The 15,633-nt window shown below is 63.7% G+C and carries 15 protein-coding genes and 1 pseudogene; 6 read left to right on the forward strand and 10 right to left on the reverse strand.

Annotated features, from left to right (window positions below):
* The first annotated feature begins 4 nt into the window (after positions 1–4).
* Together BST12_RS20045 and BST12_RS20050 are read left to right on the forward strand one after the other, a co-directional pair.
* Positions 5–631 (forward strand): precorrin-8X methylmutase, encoded by a 627-nt coding sequence (locus BST12_RS20045; protein ID WP_083114881.1) that lies wholly within the window; start codon positions 5–7, stop codon positions 629–631.
* A 7-nt stretch (positions 632–638) separates the two neighbouring features.
* Positions 639–2,108: a precorrin-2 C(20)-methyltransferase gene (locus BST12_RS20050; protein ID WP_083114882.1), complete on the forward strand. Its 1,470-nt coding sequence runs from the start codon at positions 639–641 to the stop codon at positions 2,106–2,108.
* Here the strand turns inward: BST12_RS20050 and bla are convergent.
* The 6 genes and pseudogenes from bla to dprE2 all read right to left on the reverse strand — a co-directional run bounded on the left by bla (position 2,105) and on the right by dprE2 (position 6,493).
* Complete coding sequence (bla, locus tag BST12_RS20055; protein ID WP_083114883.1) at positions 2,105–3,010, reverse strand: class A beta-lactamase; 906 nt, start codon at positions 3,008–3,010, stop codon at positions 2,105–2,107. The two genes, BST12_RS20050 and bla, sit on opposite strands and share 4 nt — an antisense overlap.
* Positions 3,003–3,731: a cobalt-precorrin-6A reductase gene (locus tag BST12_RS20060; RefSeq protein WP_083114884.1), complete on the reverse strand. Its 729-nt coding sequence runs from the start codon at positions 3,729–3,731 to the stop codon at positions 3,003–3,005. The genes bla and BST12_RS20060 overlap by 8 nt, the downstream gene beginning before the upstream one ends.
* Positions 3,728–4,477, reverse strand: a complete 750-nt coding sequence (cobM, locus tag BST12_RS20065) for a precorrin-4 C(11)-methyltransferase (RefSeq protein WP_083114891.1) — start codon at positions 4,475–4,477, stop codon at positions 3,728–3,730. Before cobM ends, BST12_RS20060 begins: the two co-directional genes overlap by 4 nt.
* A complete protein-coding gene (cbiE, locus tag BST12_RS20070) occupies positions 4,474–5,646 on the reverse strand; it encodes a precorrin-6y C5,15-methyltransferase (decarboxylating) subunit CbiE (RefSeq protein ID WP_083114885.1) in 1,173 nt (390 codons plus the stop codon). The genes cobM and cbiE overlap by 4 nt, the downstream gene beginning before the upstream one ends.
* Positions 5,647–5,672: 26 nt before the next feature.
* A pseudogene (locus BST12_RS34940) lies at positions 5,673–5,747 on the reverse strand (hypothetical protein); the annotation flags it as partial.
* Positions 5,744–6,493, reverse strand: coding sequence for a decaprenylphospho-beta-D-erythro-pentofuranosid-2-ulose 2-reductase (gene dprE2, locus BST12_RS20075; RefSeq protein ID WP_083114886.1), 750 nt, complete (start codon positions 6,491–6,493; stop codon positions 5,744–5,746). The pseudogene BST12_RS34940 and the gene dprE2, both read right to left, overlap by 4 nt.
* Before the next feature lie 35 nt (positions 6,494–6,528).
* Between dprE2 and BST12_RS20080 the strand changes: the two genes are divergently transcribed.
* The gene (locus BST12_RS20080) at positions 6,529–6,936 is read left to right on the forward strand and encodes a F420-dependent biliverdin reductase (protein ID WP_083114887.1); all 408 of its coding nucleotides are present in this window, start codon (positions 6,529–6,531) and stop codon (positions 6,934–6,936) included.
* On the opposite strand, the gene BST12_RS20085 is transcribed toward BST12_RS20080, so the two are convergent.
* Genes BST12_RS20085 through BST12_RS20095 form a run of 4 tightly spaced genes read right to left on the reverse strand, consistent with a single transcriptional unit; the run spans position 6,933 to position 11,534 of the window.
* Entirely contained in the window at positions 6,933–8,369 is a 1,437-nt protein-coding gene (locus tag BST12_RS20085; protein ID WP_083114888.1) for a phosphoinositide-specific phospholipase C-related protein, read from the reverse strand. The genes BST12_RS20080 and BST12_RS20085 overlap by 4 nt on opposite strands.
* Positions 8,370–8,386: 17 nt before the next feature.
* Positions 8,387–8,671 (reverse strand): hypothetical protein, encoded by a 285-nt coding sequence (locus BST12_RS31045; protein WP_139801795.1) that lies wholly within the window; start codon positions 8,669–8,671, stop codon positions 8,387–8,389.
* 32 nt (positions 8,672–8,703) lie between these two features.
* Entirely contained in the window at positions 8,704–8,916 is a 213-nt protein-coding gene (locus BST12_RS20090) for a hypothetical protein (RefSeq protein ID WP_083114892.1), read from the reverse strand.
* 41 nt (positions 8,917–8,957) lie between these two features.
* On the reverse strand, positions 8,958–11,534 hold the full coding sequence (locus BST12_RS20095; RefSeq protein ID WP_139801796.1) for an ADP-ribosyltransferase: 2,577 nt from the start codon (positions 11,532–11,534) through the stop codon (positions 8,958–8,960).
* 440 nt (positions 11,535–11,974) lie between these two features.
* Here BST12_RS20095 and BST12_RS31050 point away from each other — a divergent pair, with 440 nt between their 5' ends.
* The 3 genes from BST12_RS31050 (at position 11,975) to BST12_RS20105 (ending at position 15,557) form a co-directional block, all read left to right on the forward strand.
* A complete protein-coding gene (locus BST12_RS31050) occupies positions 11,975–12,394 on the forward strand; it encodes a hypothetical protein (RefSeq protein ID WP_139801797.1) in 420 nt (139 codons plus the stop codon).
* A gap of 1,508 nt (positions 12,395–13,902) precedes the next feature.
* Positions 13,903–14,595, forward strand: coding sequence for a DUF5631 domain-containing protein (locus tag BST12_RS20100; RefSeq protein ID WP_083114890.1), 693 nt, complete (start codon positions 13,903–13,905; stop codon positions 14,593–14,595).
* Positions 14,595–15,557 carry a hypothetical protein gene (locus tag BST12_RS20105; RefSeq protein WP_245850452.1) on the forward strand — a complete coding sequence of 321 codons (963 nt, stop codon included), beginning with the start codon at positions 14,595–14,597 and terminating at the stop codon, positions 15,555–15,557. The genes BST12_RS20100 and BST12_RS20105 overlap by 1 nt, the downstream gene beginning before the upstream one ends.
* Positions 15,558–15,633: the final 76 nt, after the last annotated feature.

Below are 15,633 nucleotides of genomic sequence, written 5' to 3' on the forward strand. Positions count from 1 at the left end.
GCGAGTGCTCGACTACATCCGCGACGCCGCGGAGATCTACCGACAGTCGTTCGCGACGATTCGCGCCGAAGCTGAGCTCGACCGCTTCCCCGCCGACGTCGCCCGTGTCGTGGTGCGGCTGATCCACACCTGCGGTCAGATAGATGTCGCCGAACACGTCGCCTATACCGACGACATCGTCGCCCACGCCGGCGCCGCGTTAGCGGCCGGCGCTCCGGTGTTGTGTGATTCGTCGATGGTGGCCGCCGGAATCACCCTGGCGCGCATGCCCGCGGCCAACGAGGTCGTGTCGCTGGTCGCCGATCCGCGCGCGCCCGATTTGGCCGCCCGTCGGCAGACCACCCGGTCGGCGGCCGGTGTGGAGCTGTGGGCCGAACGGCTGGGCGGAGCCGTGGTGGCCATCGGCAACGCGCCCACCGCCCTTTTCCGACTGCTCGAACTGATCGACGAGGGCGCCGCCGTGCCGGCTGCGGTACTGGGCGGACCGGTCGGGTTCGTCGGCTCGGCGCAATCCAAGCAGGAGCTCATCGACCGGCCGCGCGGCATGTCGTATCTGGTGGTGCAGGGCCGCCGCGGCGGCAGCGCCATGGCCGCGGCCGCCGTCAATGCGATTGCGAGCCCCCTCGAATGAGCACGGCATGAGTCGCGGCACTTTGTGGGGAGTCGGCCTGGGGCCAGGTGATCCAGAGTTGGTGACGGTAAAGGCCGCCCGGGTGATCGGCGAGGCCGACGTGGTGGCCTACCACAGTGCCCGCCACGGCCGCAGCATCGCTCGCGGTATTGCCGAACCGTATCTGCGGCAAGGCCAGATCGAGGAACACCTGGTCTACCCGGTAACCACCGAAACGACCGACCATCCCGGCGGATACGCCGGTGCGCTGGAAGACTTTTACGCCGAAGCCACCGAGCGGATCGCCGTGCACCTGGACGCCGGCCGCAATGTCGCGCTGCTCGCCGAGGGCGATCCGCTGTTCTACAGCTCCTACATGCATTTGCACACCCGCCTGACGCAGCGGTTCAACGCTGTCATCGTGCCGGGTGTGACGTCGGTGAGCGCTGCGTCGGCGGCGATCGCGACGCCCTTGGTAGCCGGTGACGAGGTGCTGTCGGTACTGCCGGGAACTTTGCCGGTCGCGGAATTGACCCGCCGGCTCGCCGACACCGACGCCGCCGTCATCCTCAAGCTCGGCCGGTCCTATCACAATGTCCGCGAAGCACTTTCGGCCTCTGGCCAACTCGACGACGCGTTCTACGTGGAGCGGGCCAGCACCCCGGGACAGCGTGTGTTGCCCGCCGCCGAGGTGGACGAATCCAGCGTCCCGTACTTCTCACTGGCGATGCTGCCGGGCGGGCGACGGCGTGAACCGGTTTCCGGCAGCGTCGCGGTGGTCGGGCTGGGACCGGGCGACGTGGACTGGATGACGCCGCAGAGCCGGCGTGAATTGGCTTGCGCCACAGACCTGATCGGCTATCACGGCTACCTGGACTGCGTCCCGGTTTGCGACGGGCAACGGCGCCATCCCAGCGACAACACCGACGAACCCGCCCGGGCGCGTCTGGCGTGCTCGCTGGCCGAGCAGGGCCGGTCGGTGGCCGTGGTGTCGTCGGGTGACCCGGGGGTATTCGCCATGGCGACAGCGGTTTTGGAGGAAGCCAAGCAGTGGCCGGGGGTACGGGTCCGGGTGATTCCGGCGATGACGGCAGCCCAGGCTGTCGCCAGCCGAGTCGGCGCTCCGCTGGGGCACGACTATGCGGTGATCTCGCTATCCGATCGGCTCAAACCGTGGGACGTCATCGCGGCGCGCATTGACGCCGCCGCCGCCGCCGACCTGGTGCTGGCGATCTACAACCCGGCGTCCAAGACGCGGACCTGGCAAGTGGGCGCGATGCGGGATCTGCTGCTCGCACATCGGGACCCAGGCACGCCGGTGGTGATCGGCCGCAATGTTTCCGGGCCCGACGAGAGCGTCCAGGTGGTCCGGTTGGCCGATCTGAATCCGGCCGACGTCGACATGCGCTGCCTGCTGATTATCGGGTCTTCTCAAACGCAATGGAATACAACAGATTTCGGCGACCAGGTGTTCACTCCCCGCCGCTACCCCGGCTAGCCGCCGAGCGCATTTGCCACCGCCGCCGCGGCTTCGGCGATAACCGCGTCGCTGGGTTCGGCGTCATAGCCTTGGCCGGCGCGGTCGGAATAGATGGCCACCACGTGGGCCGCGCCGCTGGGCGACCACATGACAGCAACGTCGTTGGCGCGCCCGTAGTCGCCAGTTCCCGTCTTGTCCACCACTTTCCACTCGGCGGGAAAGCCGGCCCGGATGCGTTTGGCTCCGGTTGTACTGCGCGCCAACCAATCGGTGAGCATCGTCTTCTTGTCGGCAGGCAACGCGTCGCCCAGAATGAGTTGCTGGAAGACAAGGGCGATTGCGTGCGGAGTCGTGGTGTCGCGCGGATCGTCCGGTGCGTCGCGGTTCAATTCGGGTTCCAGCTGGTCCAGGCGGCTCACATTGTCGCCCAGCTCACGCAGGTATCCGGTGAAGGCCGCGGTGCCGCCGATCTCGGCCAGCAACAGATTGGCAGCGGTGCCGTCGCTGTAGCGGATCGCCGCGTCACACAGTTCCCGAATCGTCATGCCGGTCTGGACGTGTTGTTGGGTAACTGGCGAGATCGACCGAATGTCGTCGCTGGTGTAGGTGATCACCTTGTCCAGGTGCGTCAGCGGGTATTGGTGCAGCACGGCTCCCACCAGCGGCGCCTTGAAAGTGGAGCAGAATGCGAAGCGTTCGCCAGCGCGATAGGCGATCTCGGCACTTGGGTCGGTTGCCGCGACGAACACACCCAGCCGGGCGGTGTACTTCATTTCGAGTTCCATGAAGCGACTGGTCAGGTCGGGGCGCGTCGTGGTCGACACGGGGTGGTCGTGAGTGGTGCGGCCCGTACACCCCGCCAGGGGCGCCAATAGCGCTGCGGCGAGCAGCAGCTCACGTCGTCTGAAGCGGCTAACCATGCGCGACAACCCAATCGGCCGCTTCTTGTACGGCGCCAACCGTCGTGATGCCCGACGGCAGCGGAGGGCGGGCCACCATCAGGATCGGAATGTGCAGTGCGCCAGCGGCGTTCAGCTTGGCGCGGGTCATGTCGCCGCCGCTGTTCTTGGTAACCAAGGCGTCAATGCGGTGTTCTCTCAGGATCGCGAGTTCGTCGTCGTAGCGATACGGCCCGCGGGACAGCAGTATCTGATGACGACGCGGCAGTACGGCGGCATCGGGCGCGGTGACCGCGCGGATCAACAACCACGCGTCGCTGTCGGCGAAGGCCTTGACCCCCGATCGGCCGGTGGTGAGGAAAACTCGCGAATAGCCTTGCTGTTTGACAGTTTCCGCAGCCTCGGTATCGGAGGCCACGACGGTGGCTTCGCCGGGATCCCAGGGCGGCCGGGCCAGCACGAGGTGGGGCAACCGTAGTTCAGCGCACACCTTCGCGGCGTGGGCGGTCATGGTCGCCGCAAATGGGTGGGTGGCGTCGACAACGGCGTCGATGTTTTCTGCTGTCAGCCATTGCCGTAGTCCGTCGACGCCGCCGAATCCGCCGATTCGTACCGGGCCCACCGGTAATGCCGGCCCGGGAACCCGGCCGGCCAGCGAGCTGATGATGTCGATACGCGGGTGTAAGGCTTCGGCCAATGCGCGCGCTTCGGCGGTGCCGCCGAGCACTAATACTCTGGTCAATGCGACTCCCGCCGTGCCGCCGAATAGAGGTAGCTGTCGGTAAAGCCCTCGGCGGCAAGCACTTCGCCCGCGATGATGACCGCCGTCTTGGTTATCTTGGCATCGTGCATCTTGGCGGCTATATCAGCGAGGCAACCGCGCAGTACCGTTTGCTGTGGCCAGCTCGCGAAAGCCACTACCGCCGCGGGGGTTTCGGCTCGATACCCCCCGGCAAGCAGTTGCGGAACAATCGCGTCGATCTGGGCTGCGGCCAAGTGCAGAACCAGGGTTGCGCCGCATTGGGCGAGGGTGTTGAGGTCTTCGCCGGGTGGCATGGGCGTGGATAGCGTGGCTATCCGAGTCAGCGTGACCGTCTGGGCCACTCCGGGAACGGTGAGCTCACGTTTGAGCGCCGCTGCGGCCGCGGCGAAAGCCGGTACACCCGGCACGATTTCATAGTCGACGCCCAGCGCATCGAGCCGGCGGCACTGCTCGGCCAACGCGCTGTACAGCGACGGGTCGCCCGAATGCAGGCGGGCAACGTCGTGGCCGGCGGCGTCAGCGTCGGCGATTACGCTGATGATTTGCTCGAGCGTCAAGGGACCGGTGTCGATCACCTGGGCATCGGGAGGGCAGTGCGCCAGTAGATCTTTGGGCATGATCGAACCCGCATACAGGCAGACCGGGCATCGTTCGAGAAGCCGTTGACCACGCACGGTGATCAGGTCGGCGGCGCCAGGCCCCGCACCGATGAAATACACCGTCATCGCTTGGTCACCGTCCACTGCGTGACCGGCAGCTGCGGGCGCCAGCCGGCAAAGCCGCCGAGCGGTTCGCCTCGATAGTGCTGGAAGCGCTGCAGATCGCCCTGATGCCGTGAATATGCGTGTGCCAGTACAGCTTCCGATTCCACAGTGACCGCGTTGGCAACCAGGCGCCCTCCGGTGGGCAGGTGCTCGAGGCAGGCACCCAGCAGACCGGGCTGGGTCAGCCCGCCGCCGATGAAGATGACGTCAGGTGTTGCCGCGCCGTCGAATTGGCCGGGCGCTTCGCCACGCATGTCGATATTCACACCAGAAGCCGCGGCGTTGGCGTTGATGTTGAGGCGGCGTCGTTCGTCGCGCTCGAAGGCCACGGCGGTGCAACCCGGCCCGCTTCGGCACCACTCGACGGCGATGCTGCCCGAGCCCGCACCGACGTCCCAGAGCCGCTCTCCCGGTCGGGGTGCCAGCGCAGCCAGGGTGACCGCGCGGATCCCCTGTTTGGTCATCTGGCCGTCGTGAACGAATGCGTCGTCGGGTAGCGAACTCACACGCTCGTCGGGCAGGTAGCGGACGGCGATGACGTTCAGATCGTCGACGTCGGTTGGTGGGTCGTCGGCCCACTGCCGGGCGGTGCCGTCTCGTCTGTGTTCGGCTGGGCCGCCGAGTTGCTCGAGCACGCTGAATTCGGAATCACCACGCCCGTAAGTGTTGAGCAGCACCGCCAGCGCCTTGGGCGTGGTGCGGTCGGTTGACAGTACGATCGCCTGGCCGCCACGGCGCACCGCGGTGTGCGGAGGGGCGGTGACCAGGCTGATGATTTCGGTTTGGTGGACGTTCCAGCCCATGCGTGCGCAGGCGAGCGTCACTGATGAGACGTGTGGCAGCACTTTGACTTTCGTGGGGCCGAATAGCCGGATCAGGGTGCCGCCGATGCCGTGAGTCAGCGGGTCGCCGCTGGCCACGATGTGGATGTCGTGGTCATCTGAATCGAGTCCTTGTAACGCGGGCAGCATGGGCGATGGCCACTCGCTGCGTGCGGCGGTTACCGTCTCGTCGAGCAGGTCGAGCTGTCTTTTGGAGCCGTAAATGGCTGTGGCGCTGCGTAACTCGGAACGTGCGGATTCCGAGATCCCGGGCATTCCGTCGGCGCCGATTCCGACGACGATGATCATTAGCGTCCCTCTCCCCCGCGAGCGGGTGGTGCCCCCACCTCATCGCTTCGTCCCCCGCAAGCGGGAGGTGCCCCCACTGCATCGTCGCCGGCGCGGATCATCGCGGCATCCTGCGCCACACTAACTGCGGCAGCAACTTCAGCGTGAAAAGCATGGGCCGCAGCGCCCATGGGATCCAGACGCTACGGCGTCCCTTGGCCAGCGCACGCGCGGTGGCCGCGGCCACCTGCTCGGGCGTGCTGGACAGCGGTGCGGGTGTCATGCCTTGCGTCATGCGTCCGATGACGAATCCGGGCCGGGCGATGAGGAGTTTCACGCCGGTGCCGTGCAGCGCGTCGGCCAGTCCGTTGGCGAAGCCGTCGAGGCCGGCTTTGGCCGACCCGTAGACGTAGTTGGCGCGGCGCACCCGCACTCCGGCCACCGACGAGAACACGACCAGTGATCCCCGTTGGGCGGTCCGCATGGCGGCGGCCAGGTGGGTGAGCAGGCTGACCTGGGCGACGTAGTCGGTATGGACGATGGCGACCGCGTGCGCTGCGTCGGTTTCCGCGCGGGCCTGGTCGCCGAGGATCCCGAACGCCAATACGGCGGTGCCGATGGGGCCGTGCTCGGCCACGATCGACTCGATCAGCGGGCCGTGTGAGGGCAGGTCGTCGGCGTCGAACTCTCTGGTGTCGACGCTGCTTGCGCCGGCGGTATGGATGGTGGCGACCTGCTCCTGGAGGCGGCCGTGGTTGCGGGCGGCCAGTACCACTGTTGCACCGGGAGCCAGCCGCCGCGCGAGTTCGATGCCGATCTCGCTGCGACCGCCGAAAATTACTACCGGACCTGCGCCCGTGTCGTCCACGGCTGCGATTATGACCTGCGCTAGCGTGGACGTTGATGGCGAATACCACTACGCGGCTCACTGACGACGCGTTGGCGTTCCTCTCCGAACGCCATTTAGCCATGCTTACCACGCTGCGCGCCGACGGTTCGCCGCACGTGGTGGCCGTGGGATTCACCTTTGATCCCAAGACGCACATTGCCCGGGTGATAACCACTGGCGGCTCCCAGAAGGCCGTCAACGCCGATCGCGGTGGCGTCGCCGTCCTGAGCCAGGTGGACGGGGCGCGGTGGCTCTCGCTGGAGGGCAAGTCGGCAGTCAATAAGGACATCGACGCTGTGCGCGACGCCGAATTGCGTTACGCGCAGCGCTATCGCACTCCGAGGGCGAATCCTCGGCGAGTGGTCATCGAGGTTCAGGTGGAGCGGGTGCTGGGTTCCTCGGATCTGCTCGACCGGGGTTAGTTAGTTAGCGGGTAGCGCACCCAGGCCCCGCCAACGGGTCCCGAAATCGAATGCAGACGAGCGTTCTGTTCTCCCGTGCGAGGCACCGCGAAGTTCGAGCCGACGGCGGCGCAGGCCGACGAGGCTGCGGCAAACGGCACGTTCGGAGTGACCGTCCAAGTGCTGGCGCTCAGGCAAGCTGCGGGATGAGCGTCCCCACACGGCGCCGCTTGCCAGCGGCCATCGGCCTGCTGCAACGTGCAGGTGCCGACGCCGGGGCGCGGCTCGTCGGGCGCCCAGCTCCACAGCGAGGCCTGGATGCGCCCGTCCTCGGGCAGCAGCTGATCGAAGCCGAACAGATTGACACCGCAGTCGGTCATCGCTGTCACCTTCGACGGGGTGATCGCCTCGGGATTGGGCGGCGGACGGGTGGGGCTGGACAGTGCGCCGATCAACGTCGAGTCCTCGAAGTAGCGCACGAGCCTGCTGGCGTAGACGGCGCGGCCGTACGTAGCATCGCAGCTCGGGTAGGGCTGATAGCCGGGGGTCGAGCCGCTCTCGGCCTCCAAGCCGTCCCAGTCGAATACATCGGCCGACCACCCGGGTGCGCAGGCGCCGACGAGCATCACCCGTGCCCCCGATCTACGGACGTCATCACGGGACGTATTGAGCGGGATCGGGGCGCAGCCGTTGGCGGAGCGCTGGGCTGGATTCGGTTGGTAGATAAGGCTTTCGCCGGTTGGTCTTCGGAGCGCTGTGTTTAAGGTGGCGACGGCCGAGGTGTAGGCGGACGGGTCCTTAAGTTCGTCCTCGAGGTAAAGCAAGACGACTTCGTCGGCGTGCTCTGGGGTATTGAGCCACGTCGCGATCTCGGCGAGCACCTTGGCCAGCGGCGGTTCGGTGGTGCAGCCGAAGTTCGCTTTGTCGGGGCTAAGCCCGTGGCACACCGTGACGTCAGGGGTCCCGAAGCGCTCGATGCGTCCTATGTAGTGGAGGTCCAGTTCGAGGCTGCGCACGTCGATGTCGAGTTGCTGGTTCAGCGTCAGTTGTTGGTTCGAGTCGACGTGCGACACGGTGAGCGATTCGGCGACGCTGTTGAACGAGTTGTGGGTGCCTATCCACTGAGTGTCCTTGAGCGGCAACGGATTTCCGAGGGCATACTGAAACTGCGCGGTACGGTGCACCCAGGACTGTAGGTAGGCGTCTCGTGCGGCTTGGGTGACTCGGTGAGCGAGCGGAAGAACGCAGCTCGTCTCGGCTATGCCGGCGCGCCGGCATTCAGCGGCGAACGCGTCGACGCCCTTGCCGAGCGCGACGCACGGGACAGCGATCGGGCTGATAGCGTCGCACGGTCCTGTGGGGGAAGGATCGGCGGAAACCGGTGTGGCCGTTGTCAATAGCAGCACTAGTGAACTACCGACGGCTGCGCATTGCAGCCATCGGATGCGGGGCATCCGGCTACCCTTACACGTCAGCGCGCGGGTATCGAGAGATGTTGTCGAAGTGTTGCAATCTTGCTGTGGAGCCTGCGACGCGTGCGGAGCGACACCTTCACTGAAACATTGCCCGCCAAGGCTGCAGAAATATCTCCATGCGTGAAGAACGCGATGGCCTTGTAAGGGAAATACCGTGCTTCGTGCGTCTCGGTGATGCCTGCATCGATAATCATGAGATCGCCAAGACGCTCTTTTTCTGCCAATTCGTTAATGGCGCCGGCGGCTCGTCTTCGCGCCGCTTCGAAGGCTGTTTCGTTCATCGCTAGCTTAGTATGCTTCACAGGGCAAAAAGCTAGCCATCTTTCGGACGTTCATATTCAGTGCCTGAAGTATCATCCCAAAACTTCGGCGAGACGTCCCTAATCCGATCCTTAGGTACGGCATCCATCTTTTTCTGAAACTCATCGAAAAGTTTACGGGCGTGGGATATCTCGGCCTCCGTTGGCGGAGTGACGCCTGCTTCTTTAGGAGTACAAAAAATTTTTCCAGCGATTTCCCTGCTCAATGAAACTCCCATCATTATATCGCTACCTCAGCCAAGAACAGCTAGCGCTCCATCATATCAATAATCGTTTTACCTGTTGACTGATCCACTGTCTTACTTAAGACAAAGAACTTCGTACCAGCTGGAAACAGGATTTCTTGCTCGTTCGGAAACATCGAAACAGAAGAAATATTTCGTCCCGTCTTAGACAGAATTCTAAATTCGACGTTACCAGCGAACGTCGCTGATTGCGCTATCTCCGGATCCGTCGAAGTACTCATGAAAGCTTTCTCGATGATGATTTCACCTGGTTTATACTGCGCGATCACCTCGGCCGAGAGGTCCGAGCCGCGCACGACGGTGCCTTCATATACGGGAAGTTTTTCCAACGCCTGGTTTAATGCGCCAATACGGGCATATTGAGAGGCATCCAATGTCGTAGTCCTCAGCGCGCTGTTCAGGTCGAGGTAACCGGACCCAGTGTAGTCGGCCAGTGCAGAAAGATCCTCGGAGGTCAAGCGACCGACAACATGCGGTGGATAGTAGCCATCTACAGGTATGGGGTGTGCAGCCGGTCCGTCCACCTCCTGATGTGGACTGAAACTGACATTTCCGCCGGTTGGTTCGACGGGGTCGAGCGGTAAGGCATGCTCTTTGGTGTGGCCACCTGGCCCACCACCGTCGGGTGATCCGATATGGGGTGCTGCTTCCGATGGGAATCCTGTGGGGCCAGAAGTAGGGTTCGGCGCTTGGGAAGCTTCGGATGGCGGAGAAACTTGAGGCGGCTCGGCTCGACGCCAGGCAGAGAGTGCCGATGGCTGGACCGGGACGTGTTCTCCTGGCTGCAAGTCGGTCGGTGAAAAATGATCGTAGGGTGCCGATACCCGCGGGTGATCTGCCGTTGCTGGCGGCCGCCCTGCGGCACTGGGCTCACCGTGGTACTGCGTCGCCAATCCCCGTGCTGAATGTGAACCGTTGGACGTGGTCGCCGCAACCGGTTCATGCGGACCGACGTTCGCCTCTGTCGCGCCCTTGGCCGCCGGCCTGCGTGGGGCGGTCGGCGACTCGGTTGACGCCTTGGCCGGGTGCGAGGGTTCAATCGGGCGCGGTGTTGACTCAACCGGCACCGGTTGCTTGGCCGGAGTCATGCCGGCGGGGCTACCACCAGGATGAGGATCAGCCTTGGCCAGATCCCCGGTCAGGTTCTTGAGACCTTCTGTGACGCCATGGCTGGCCTTACCGATATCGCCGAACGCGCTGCCAGCACCGGCAACCGCTCCAATCTCACCGGTCACTCTGTCGCCACGCCCGGCGCCGGCTATGGCGTCCCCGGCCGCCTCAGCGCCACGCACACCAGTCCTAACCCCCTTGGCGCCTGCGCCGAAGATTTCACCGCCTGCAAATAGCGTTGCAACATCAAAGAGGTTTCCCCCAAATCCCAACCCTGGCCGATCCCGACGCCAATCCTCTAGGTGCAGCACGGATTTCAACATCTGCTGGTCAGCTACAGCGGCCTCGTGCGGGTTTAGGAAGTGATTGATTAGTCCCGTCCTGGTTGCGTCCTTCCAGGTGTCCGCCGCACCGACGGGATCGATGAGAAACCACCGCGGGTCGAGCTGCTCCATGGATTGCACCATCCCGAAAGCGCTCTTAAAGGCTCCCTCGTTCGAGTTGATCCAGGTGTCGAACACCGTCGCGACCGGATTGCCGACCTGCTCACCCAGAAAATGGGTGAGCAGGTCGCGCACGTACTTCTCCATCCCGACGACTAGGCCGTCGGCGACCTCCATCCCCCACTGCATCATCTGTTCGACGGCTCGGGCTTCCCGGCCAAGGTTGTGCAGCACAGCTTTGATGTCATCGGCGACTTTTCTGACCTCGTCAAGCGCATCGCCGACAAGAAACGCTTCCATCTCATGCCACAGACCAGACACCGACCCCAACCGGTGCAGCAGATCCCGAATCGCGTTCTGAGCGCGGGCCACCTCATTGGCGAAGTCGTCAAGGGTGGCAGCCATCTTCCCGCACTGCTCACCCAAACCCTCCATGGCAGCGCCCATCCGGGACAACGCCTGATGGATCAACTCGCCCTCGGCGATTTGCTGGGCGCCTATCAGCACATTCGACGAGTTGAGCCCGGCGTGCGCCCCACCTACCGCTGCCTCAAAGCCCCGCCATGCAGCCGCGGCCGCGTGCAGCGCCTGCGCGTCCCCATCCGGCCACAAATCGCCAACGAGCGACTCCACCACCGCCCACAGCAACGGCGGGGGCTCACCAGGACCCAACGTGCCCGGCGGCCCAGGAGCAACGAACTTGACCGGCTCCGCCGGCGCCGCTAACACAGCGCCGCCGCCGCCTAGGAGTGAAGCCGCTTCAGCTATCGAGTAATTCGATGCGCAAAGCTCTACTTTGACCCCGTTGTACCGACACGCATTGATCACGGCCGCCGCGGCTTTCAACAACGACTCGGCCGCACTCTGATACGCCAACCCGAACACGACCCCAGCGGCGTCAAGGCCCGTGTTGGCCCCAAAGCCTGCGGTCAAAACAACCAACGACGCAGCCAGACCATTGCCACCAGCAACAACAGCGCTGCCCGCAGCTGACAGCGCCTCAGGATCAACCGCTAACGGAGGCACGTGCAGGATTCTTGCGGATGCGGTCCGCTGCCGGTATTCACTTGCGCCGCGGCAACGCTAGTCACGACCAACCATGAGACAGCGACAGATGCTCAACCCGCTAGCTTTGCAGTTCATGCGCGGATCGCGAACCGCAGCCCACGGCCGCCTTGCTAGTGGTCGGCTAGCTAACTGCCAATTCCGCGAAATCCGTGGAAGGCTAGTTTATCGCTCCCAACAGCAAATCCGAATGGCCGAACGCTCAATCACCGAATACCATCACCCCAATGCCTGACATACCAGCCCATGGGGTTCCGTCCGCGCTTGGCCCGATTGGGTACCCTCCGCCGTCTACCGCGCCAGGGTTCTGGCCAGCCCCTGCTGTTGCCCTGCGTGCTCCTTCACGCTGGCCCGGTTACGCTGCACTTGGGTTAGCAGTAGTCGCTGTAGGTTTTTCAACTGTGGGATGGTTTCGGCCGCAGTCGCATGAACCCACCACATCCGTCGCCGCTAAGGCTACCTTCAGCGATCATGAAGTCGCCGAAGCGAAGTCCACGATTTGCAGTGCGTTCAACCTGGTGCGGGAGGCAATCACCGTCAATACCAATAAGCAAAGTCCGACGACTAACGACTTCGCCGCAAAATACGCCATAGCAGCTAACAGCCGCTTAGCGCTTTACGGGGGCGGCGAATATCTCCTTGAGCAACTGACTGTTGAACCCGCCACACCGGCCGATCTCGCGGATGCCGTCAAAAGAGCAGCGGCCACGTATCGTGAAGTAGCGATTACCTATCTAAGCGAGCGGCCGGAACCACCGCAACATCCGTTGACCGATTCTCTAGAAGAAGTAACGACTCGGGTGGACGGTTTGTGCAAATGACTGATTATCCTCCGGGCGAATGGTCGGAGATCCTCGTCGGCCACGTATGGCCAGCTGGCTCAAACCTCGGTATCATCAGCAGCGCTTCGACTCATTTTGCTCGTACCGCCGCTGAGTACAACCGTTTTCACGATTTGTTGGAGCAAGCCAGGCGTGGACCGTTAGCAACACAAGAAGGAAGAACTGCCGAAGATTTGCGCGATGCTTTTCTACGCGGTGAGGGACACGCTCGCGACATCGCCGAAAAGAACGACGCGAAGGAGATTGCCTGCGATTCCGGTTATAGGTCAGCGAACGAGCTCCGTTCTCAACTGACTACCATCGCGAGCCGAGGCAACGATAAGATTGTGGAAATTCAGAATTCCAAAGCACCAACCGTAACGAAAATCGGGCGCATAGCCGAAATAGTATTTGAGTGTCAATGTGATGCCAATGCTAAAGCCGCAACCTATAGCCAGGATATCCTTAGCTCTATTCAGCGCGTGTTTCGCAGAGAAGGTATTGATATATCAGCAGTTCAATTTTCTCAATACCATGGAGTTGCCGTTGATCGAGCGTTTGGGTCACCTAATAGAGATGCAATCCATGACCAAGTCGCAGCAATCGTAAGTAATCCCAAAGGCCCACTGCAAGATACGCCCGCGCCACCCTCGAAGTTGTTCGGACAAGGAGGTGCATCAGCGCCCCCGGCGAATCAGCCCAATCTGGCAGAAATAAAACGACCAACAGTGGGCGCGGCAACCTTCGGGCAAGGAGGTGCGCCGTCAACGGAATCGACCCTCCTGGCGCCCGAAACGGGGCCACAAATTGGCCAGTCCGCCTTCGGACAAGGGGGCGCCACACCGCATCCGGTAGGTCTTACTGCTGGACCACGTGGCGCCCTGCCGGCGCCAACAGGTGTGTCAGTGGGACCTATTCCGCAGTTGCCGACACTTGGCTCATGTCCTGGATCTGTTTCCGCCGGCGGACTCACCCCCGCTCTCACCCCGAGCGAACTAATCGAAAACTTCGATCTTGGAACGCAGACCGGTGCACCCTTATCCTCGGCAGTAAGTACTCTGACTCACGGACCAATGAGCGCGATCGAGCCGCAACTTTCCACCAACACCCCGCATATTGCGGACACTCCGGTCGCCGCCACAGTCCCAGCAAGCGCGCATGTACCGGTGTTTGACGCTCCCCAGCCCACCCATGCACCTGCCGCCAACGTGCCATCGGCGGGTATCGCAACAAGCGAGACCACCACGACGTATATTGCTGGCCCGGTTGGGCAAGCCGCCACTGCGCCTCCCGCTCCGGCGCCAGCCGGCCCGCTGTCGTCCTACGGCGCTGACATCAGACCTCCAACTGCGACGCCGTCCGCGCTTCCGACCGCTCCTGCCGGCCCGAGCCCGATTGCGCCGTCGACAGCGCCGACCGCCTCCCCCGCCGGAGCAAGCGGCTTAAGCCATCCGGCGGTGGTACGCCAGGTCGGCAGCGCTACGGCGAACTCACAACCGCCTGCAGGATTGACCGAACACTCGGTGGCCGCCGCAGGCAGCGGCGCCGCAACCGGCGTTGCTTCCGCAGGTGCTGCGGCCCGTGCGAGATTGCAGCACCTGGTCGAAACAGTCGCCCGTCAAGAACCCCTTCTGCGGTGGACCGCAGGTGAGCGAGCCGACGGCACAACGGTTCTGGTCACCGACCTAGCCAGCGGGTGGATCCCACCCGGCATCAATCTGCCGGTTGGCACGCAGCTGCTTCAGCCGGCCCATCGCCGCGGTGACATCGAAAGCCTAGTTGGTGATGTCGATGTCGCAGCCAGCTACACGCCGGTCCACTATCTGCCTTCAGAGCAAGACCCTATTGCAACCTCACCAAGAGCACGTCAAGTGCCTGCGGTTGAGGAACTCGGCTGGGAGCTCGTCCAAGCAACGAAATGGCGCGACGAGTTGCCGCGCTTGGCGCACACCCTTGCCAAGGCGGCATCTACTGGCACCGGGGTACTCGACTCCGAAATCGATTTGCTTCGTGCACATCTCGCCGATGTTCGCAAACGGGTGTTGGACTCGTATCCCCATTACATCAGCGGCAGCCTCGTGGGAAATTGGCAGTTACTCGGCGCGGTCGACGCACTCGTCGATGGCGACCAGGCCGCGGCGAATTACCACTTCGCTTGGTTTCGCGTGCTGCGCCAGGCGACAAGTGGCGGGAGGGCCTAGTGAGCGGCGGCAACGACCAACAGCTAAAAGTAATCCTGGACCAGCTTTCAGCCCTGCTTGGATTACCTCCACCTCCGCCGCTGACGCCGGCACAAGTCGCCAATCCGGGATCGGTCATCGACAACTTGCTCGCCGTCCTTGGTGCAGCAACCAATCTGGGCATCCCCGGAGACATCGAGGCTGGCCAATCCGGACATGACGAACGCCAGGCCAAGACCAGCGATGCCTTGGCGAAGTTCCCGGCCAACGAGCAACAGTCAGCCGCACAGCTGGCCGGCGTCGGCGGTCAGGGTGAGATGACCCAGATGCTGCAGCAAATGCCTCAAATGGCATCTGGCCTCGCAGGTGGCATCGCCGGGGCGCTGGGTGGGGCATTGCAACCGCTGAGTCAGATCCCACAGCAGCTCGCTCAGGCCGGTCAACAGGCCATGCAGATGGGGATGGGCATGCTGCAGCACGGAGCGGGTGCCGGTGAGGCAACGCCTAACGAAATGCTCGGTGCCGAAAGTGAACTGGGTCGAGGCGCCGGCGACACAGGCGGCATGGGCGGTGGTGGAGCCTCCGGAGGAGCGGGCATTGACAACACGACACCGACAGCGATGCTCGGTCCTCCACCGACACCCTCCGCGGGCACGGTCCCAGCGGCGTCGCACGCAACATCAGGAGCACCGCCGGTCGCCCCGGAGCAGTCGACTGGGCCGCGAGGCGGTATGGGGGCGATGCCGATGATGCCACCGGGCGGCATGCACGGCGCGAGCGGAGCAGGTAGCGAGGCGAAGCCGGATACCAAACGAATCGTCGCGCCAACGGTAAAGAACGGCGCTCCCGTGCAAGGACGAATCACGACGCCGCCACCCACCCCGGCCGTGATCAAACGCGTCGACGGCAAGCCGGTCGCGACTAGGCGCATCCTGCTTCGTGACGAGAAGCGCGACGAGGACGAGGCTAACGGGAGCCGTTGATCGGCTGACGAGTTGTCAACGGCCAAGTAAAAGTATCCGCTGGTGGCCAGACAAAAGTATCCGCCCCGTGCGGTGG

Source organism: Mycobacterium angelicum, from assembly GCF_002086155.1.
Lineage (GTDB): Bacteria > Actinomycetota > Actinomycetes > Mycobacteriales > Mycobacteriaceae > Mycobacterium > Mycobacterium angelicum.

Coding starts and splice junctions, on each gene's coding strand:
- BST12_RS20050 (WP_083114882.1), top strand. CDS start 639: ATGAGTCGCGGCACTTTGTGGGGAGTCGGCCTGGGGCCAGGTGATCCA.
- bla (WP_083114883.1), bottom strand. CDS start 3,010: ATGGTTAGCCGCTTCAGACGACGTGAGCTGCTGCTCGCCGCAGCGCTA.
- cobM (WP_083114891.1), bottom strand. CDS start 4,477: ATGACGGTGTATTTCATCGGTGCGGGGCCTGGCGCCGCCGACCTGATC.
- cbiE (WP_083114885.1), bottom strand. CDS start 5,646: ATGATCATCGTCGTCGGAATCGGCGCCGACGGAATGCCCGGGATCTCG.
- BST12_RS20080 (WP_083114887.1), top strand. CDS start 6,529: ATGGCGAATACCACTACGCGGCTCACTGACGACGCGTTGGCGTTCCTC.
- BST12_RS20085 (WP_083114888.1), bottom strand. CDS start 8,369: ATGCCCCGCATCCGATGGCTGCAATGCGCAGCCGTCGGTAGTTCACTA.
- BST12_RS31045 (WP_139801795.1), bottom strand. CDS start 8,671: ATGAACGAAACAGCCTTCGAAGCGGCGCGAAGACGAGCCGCCGGCGCC.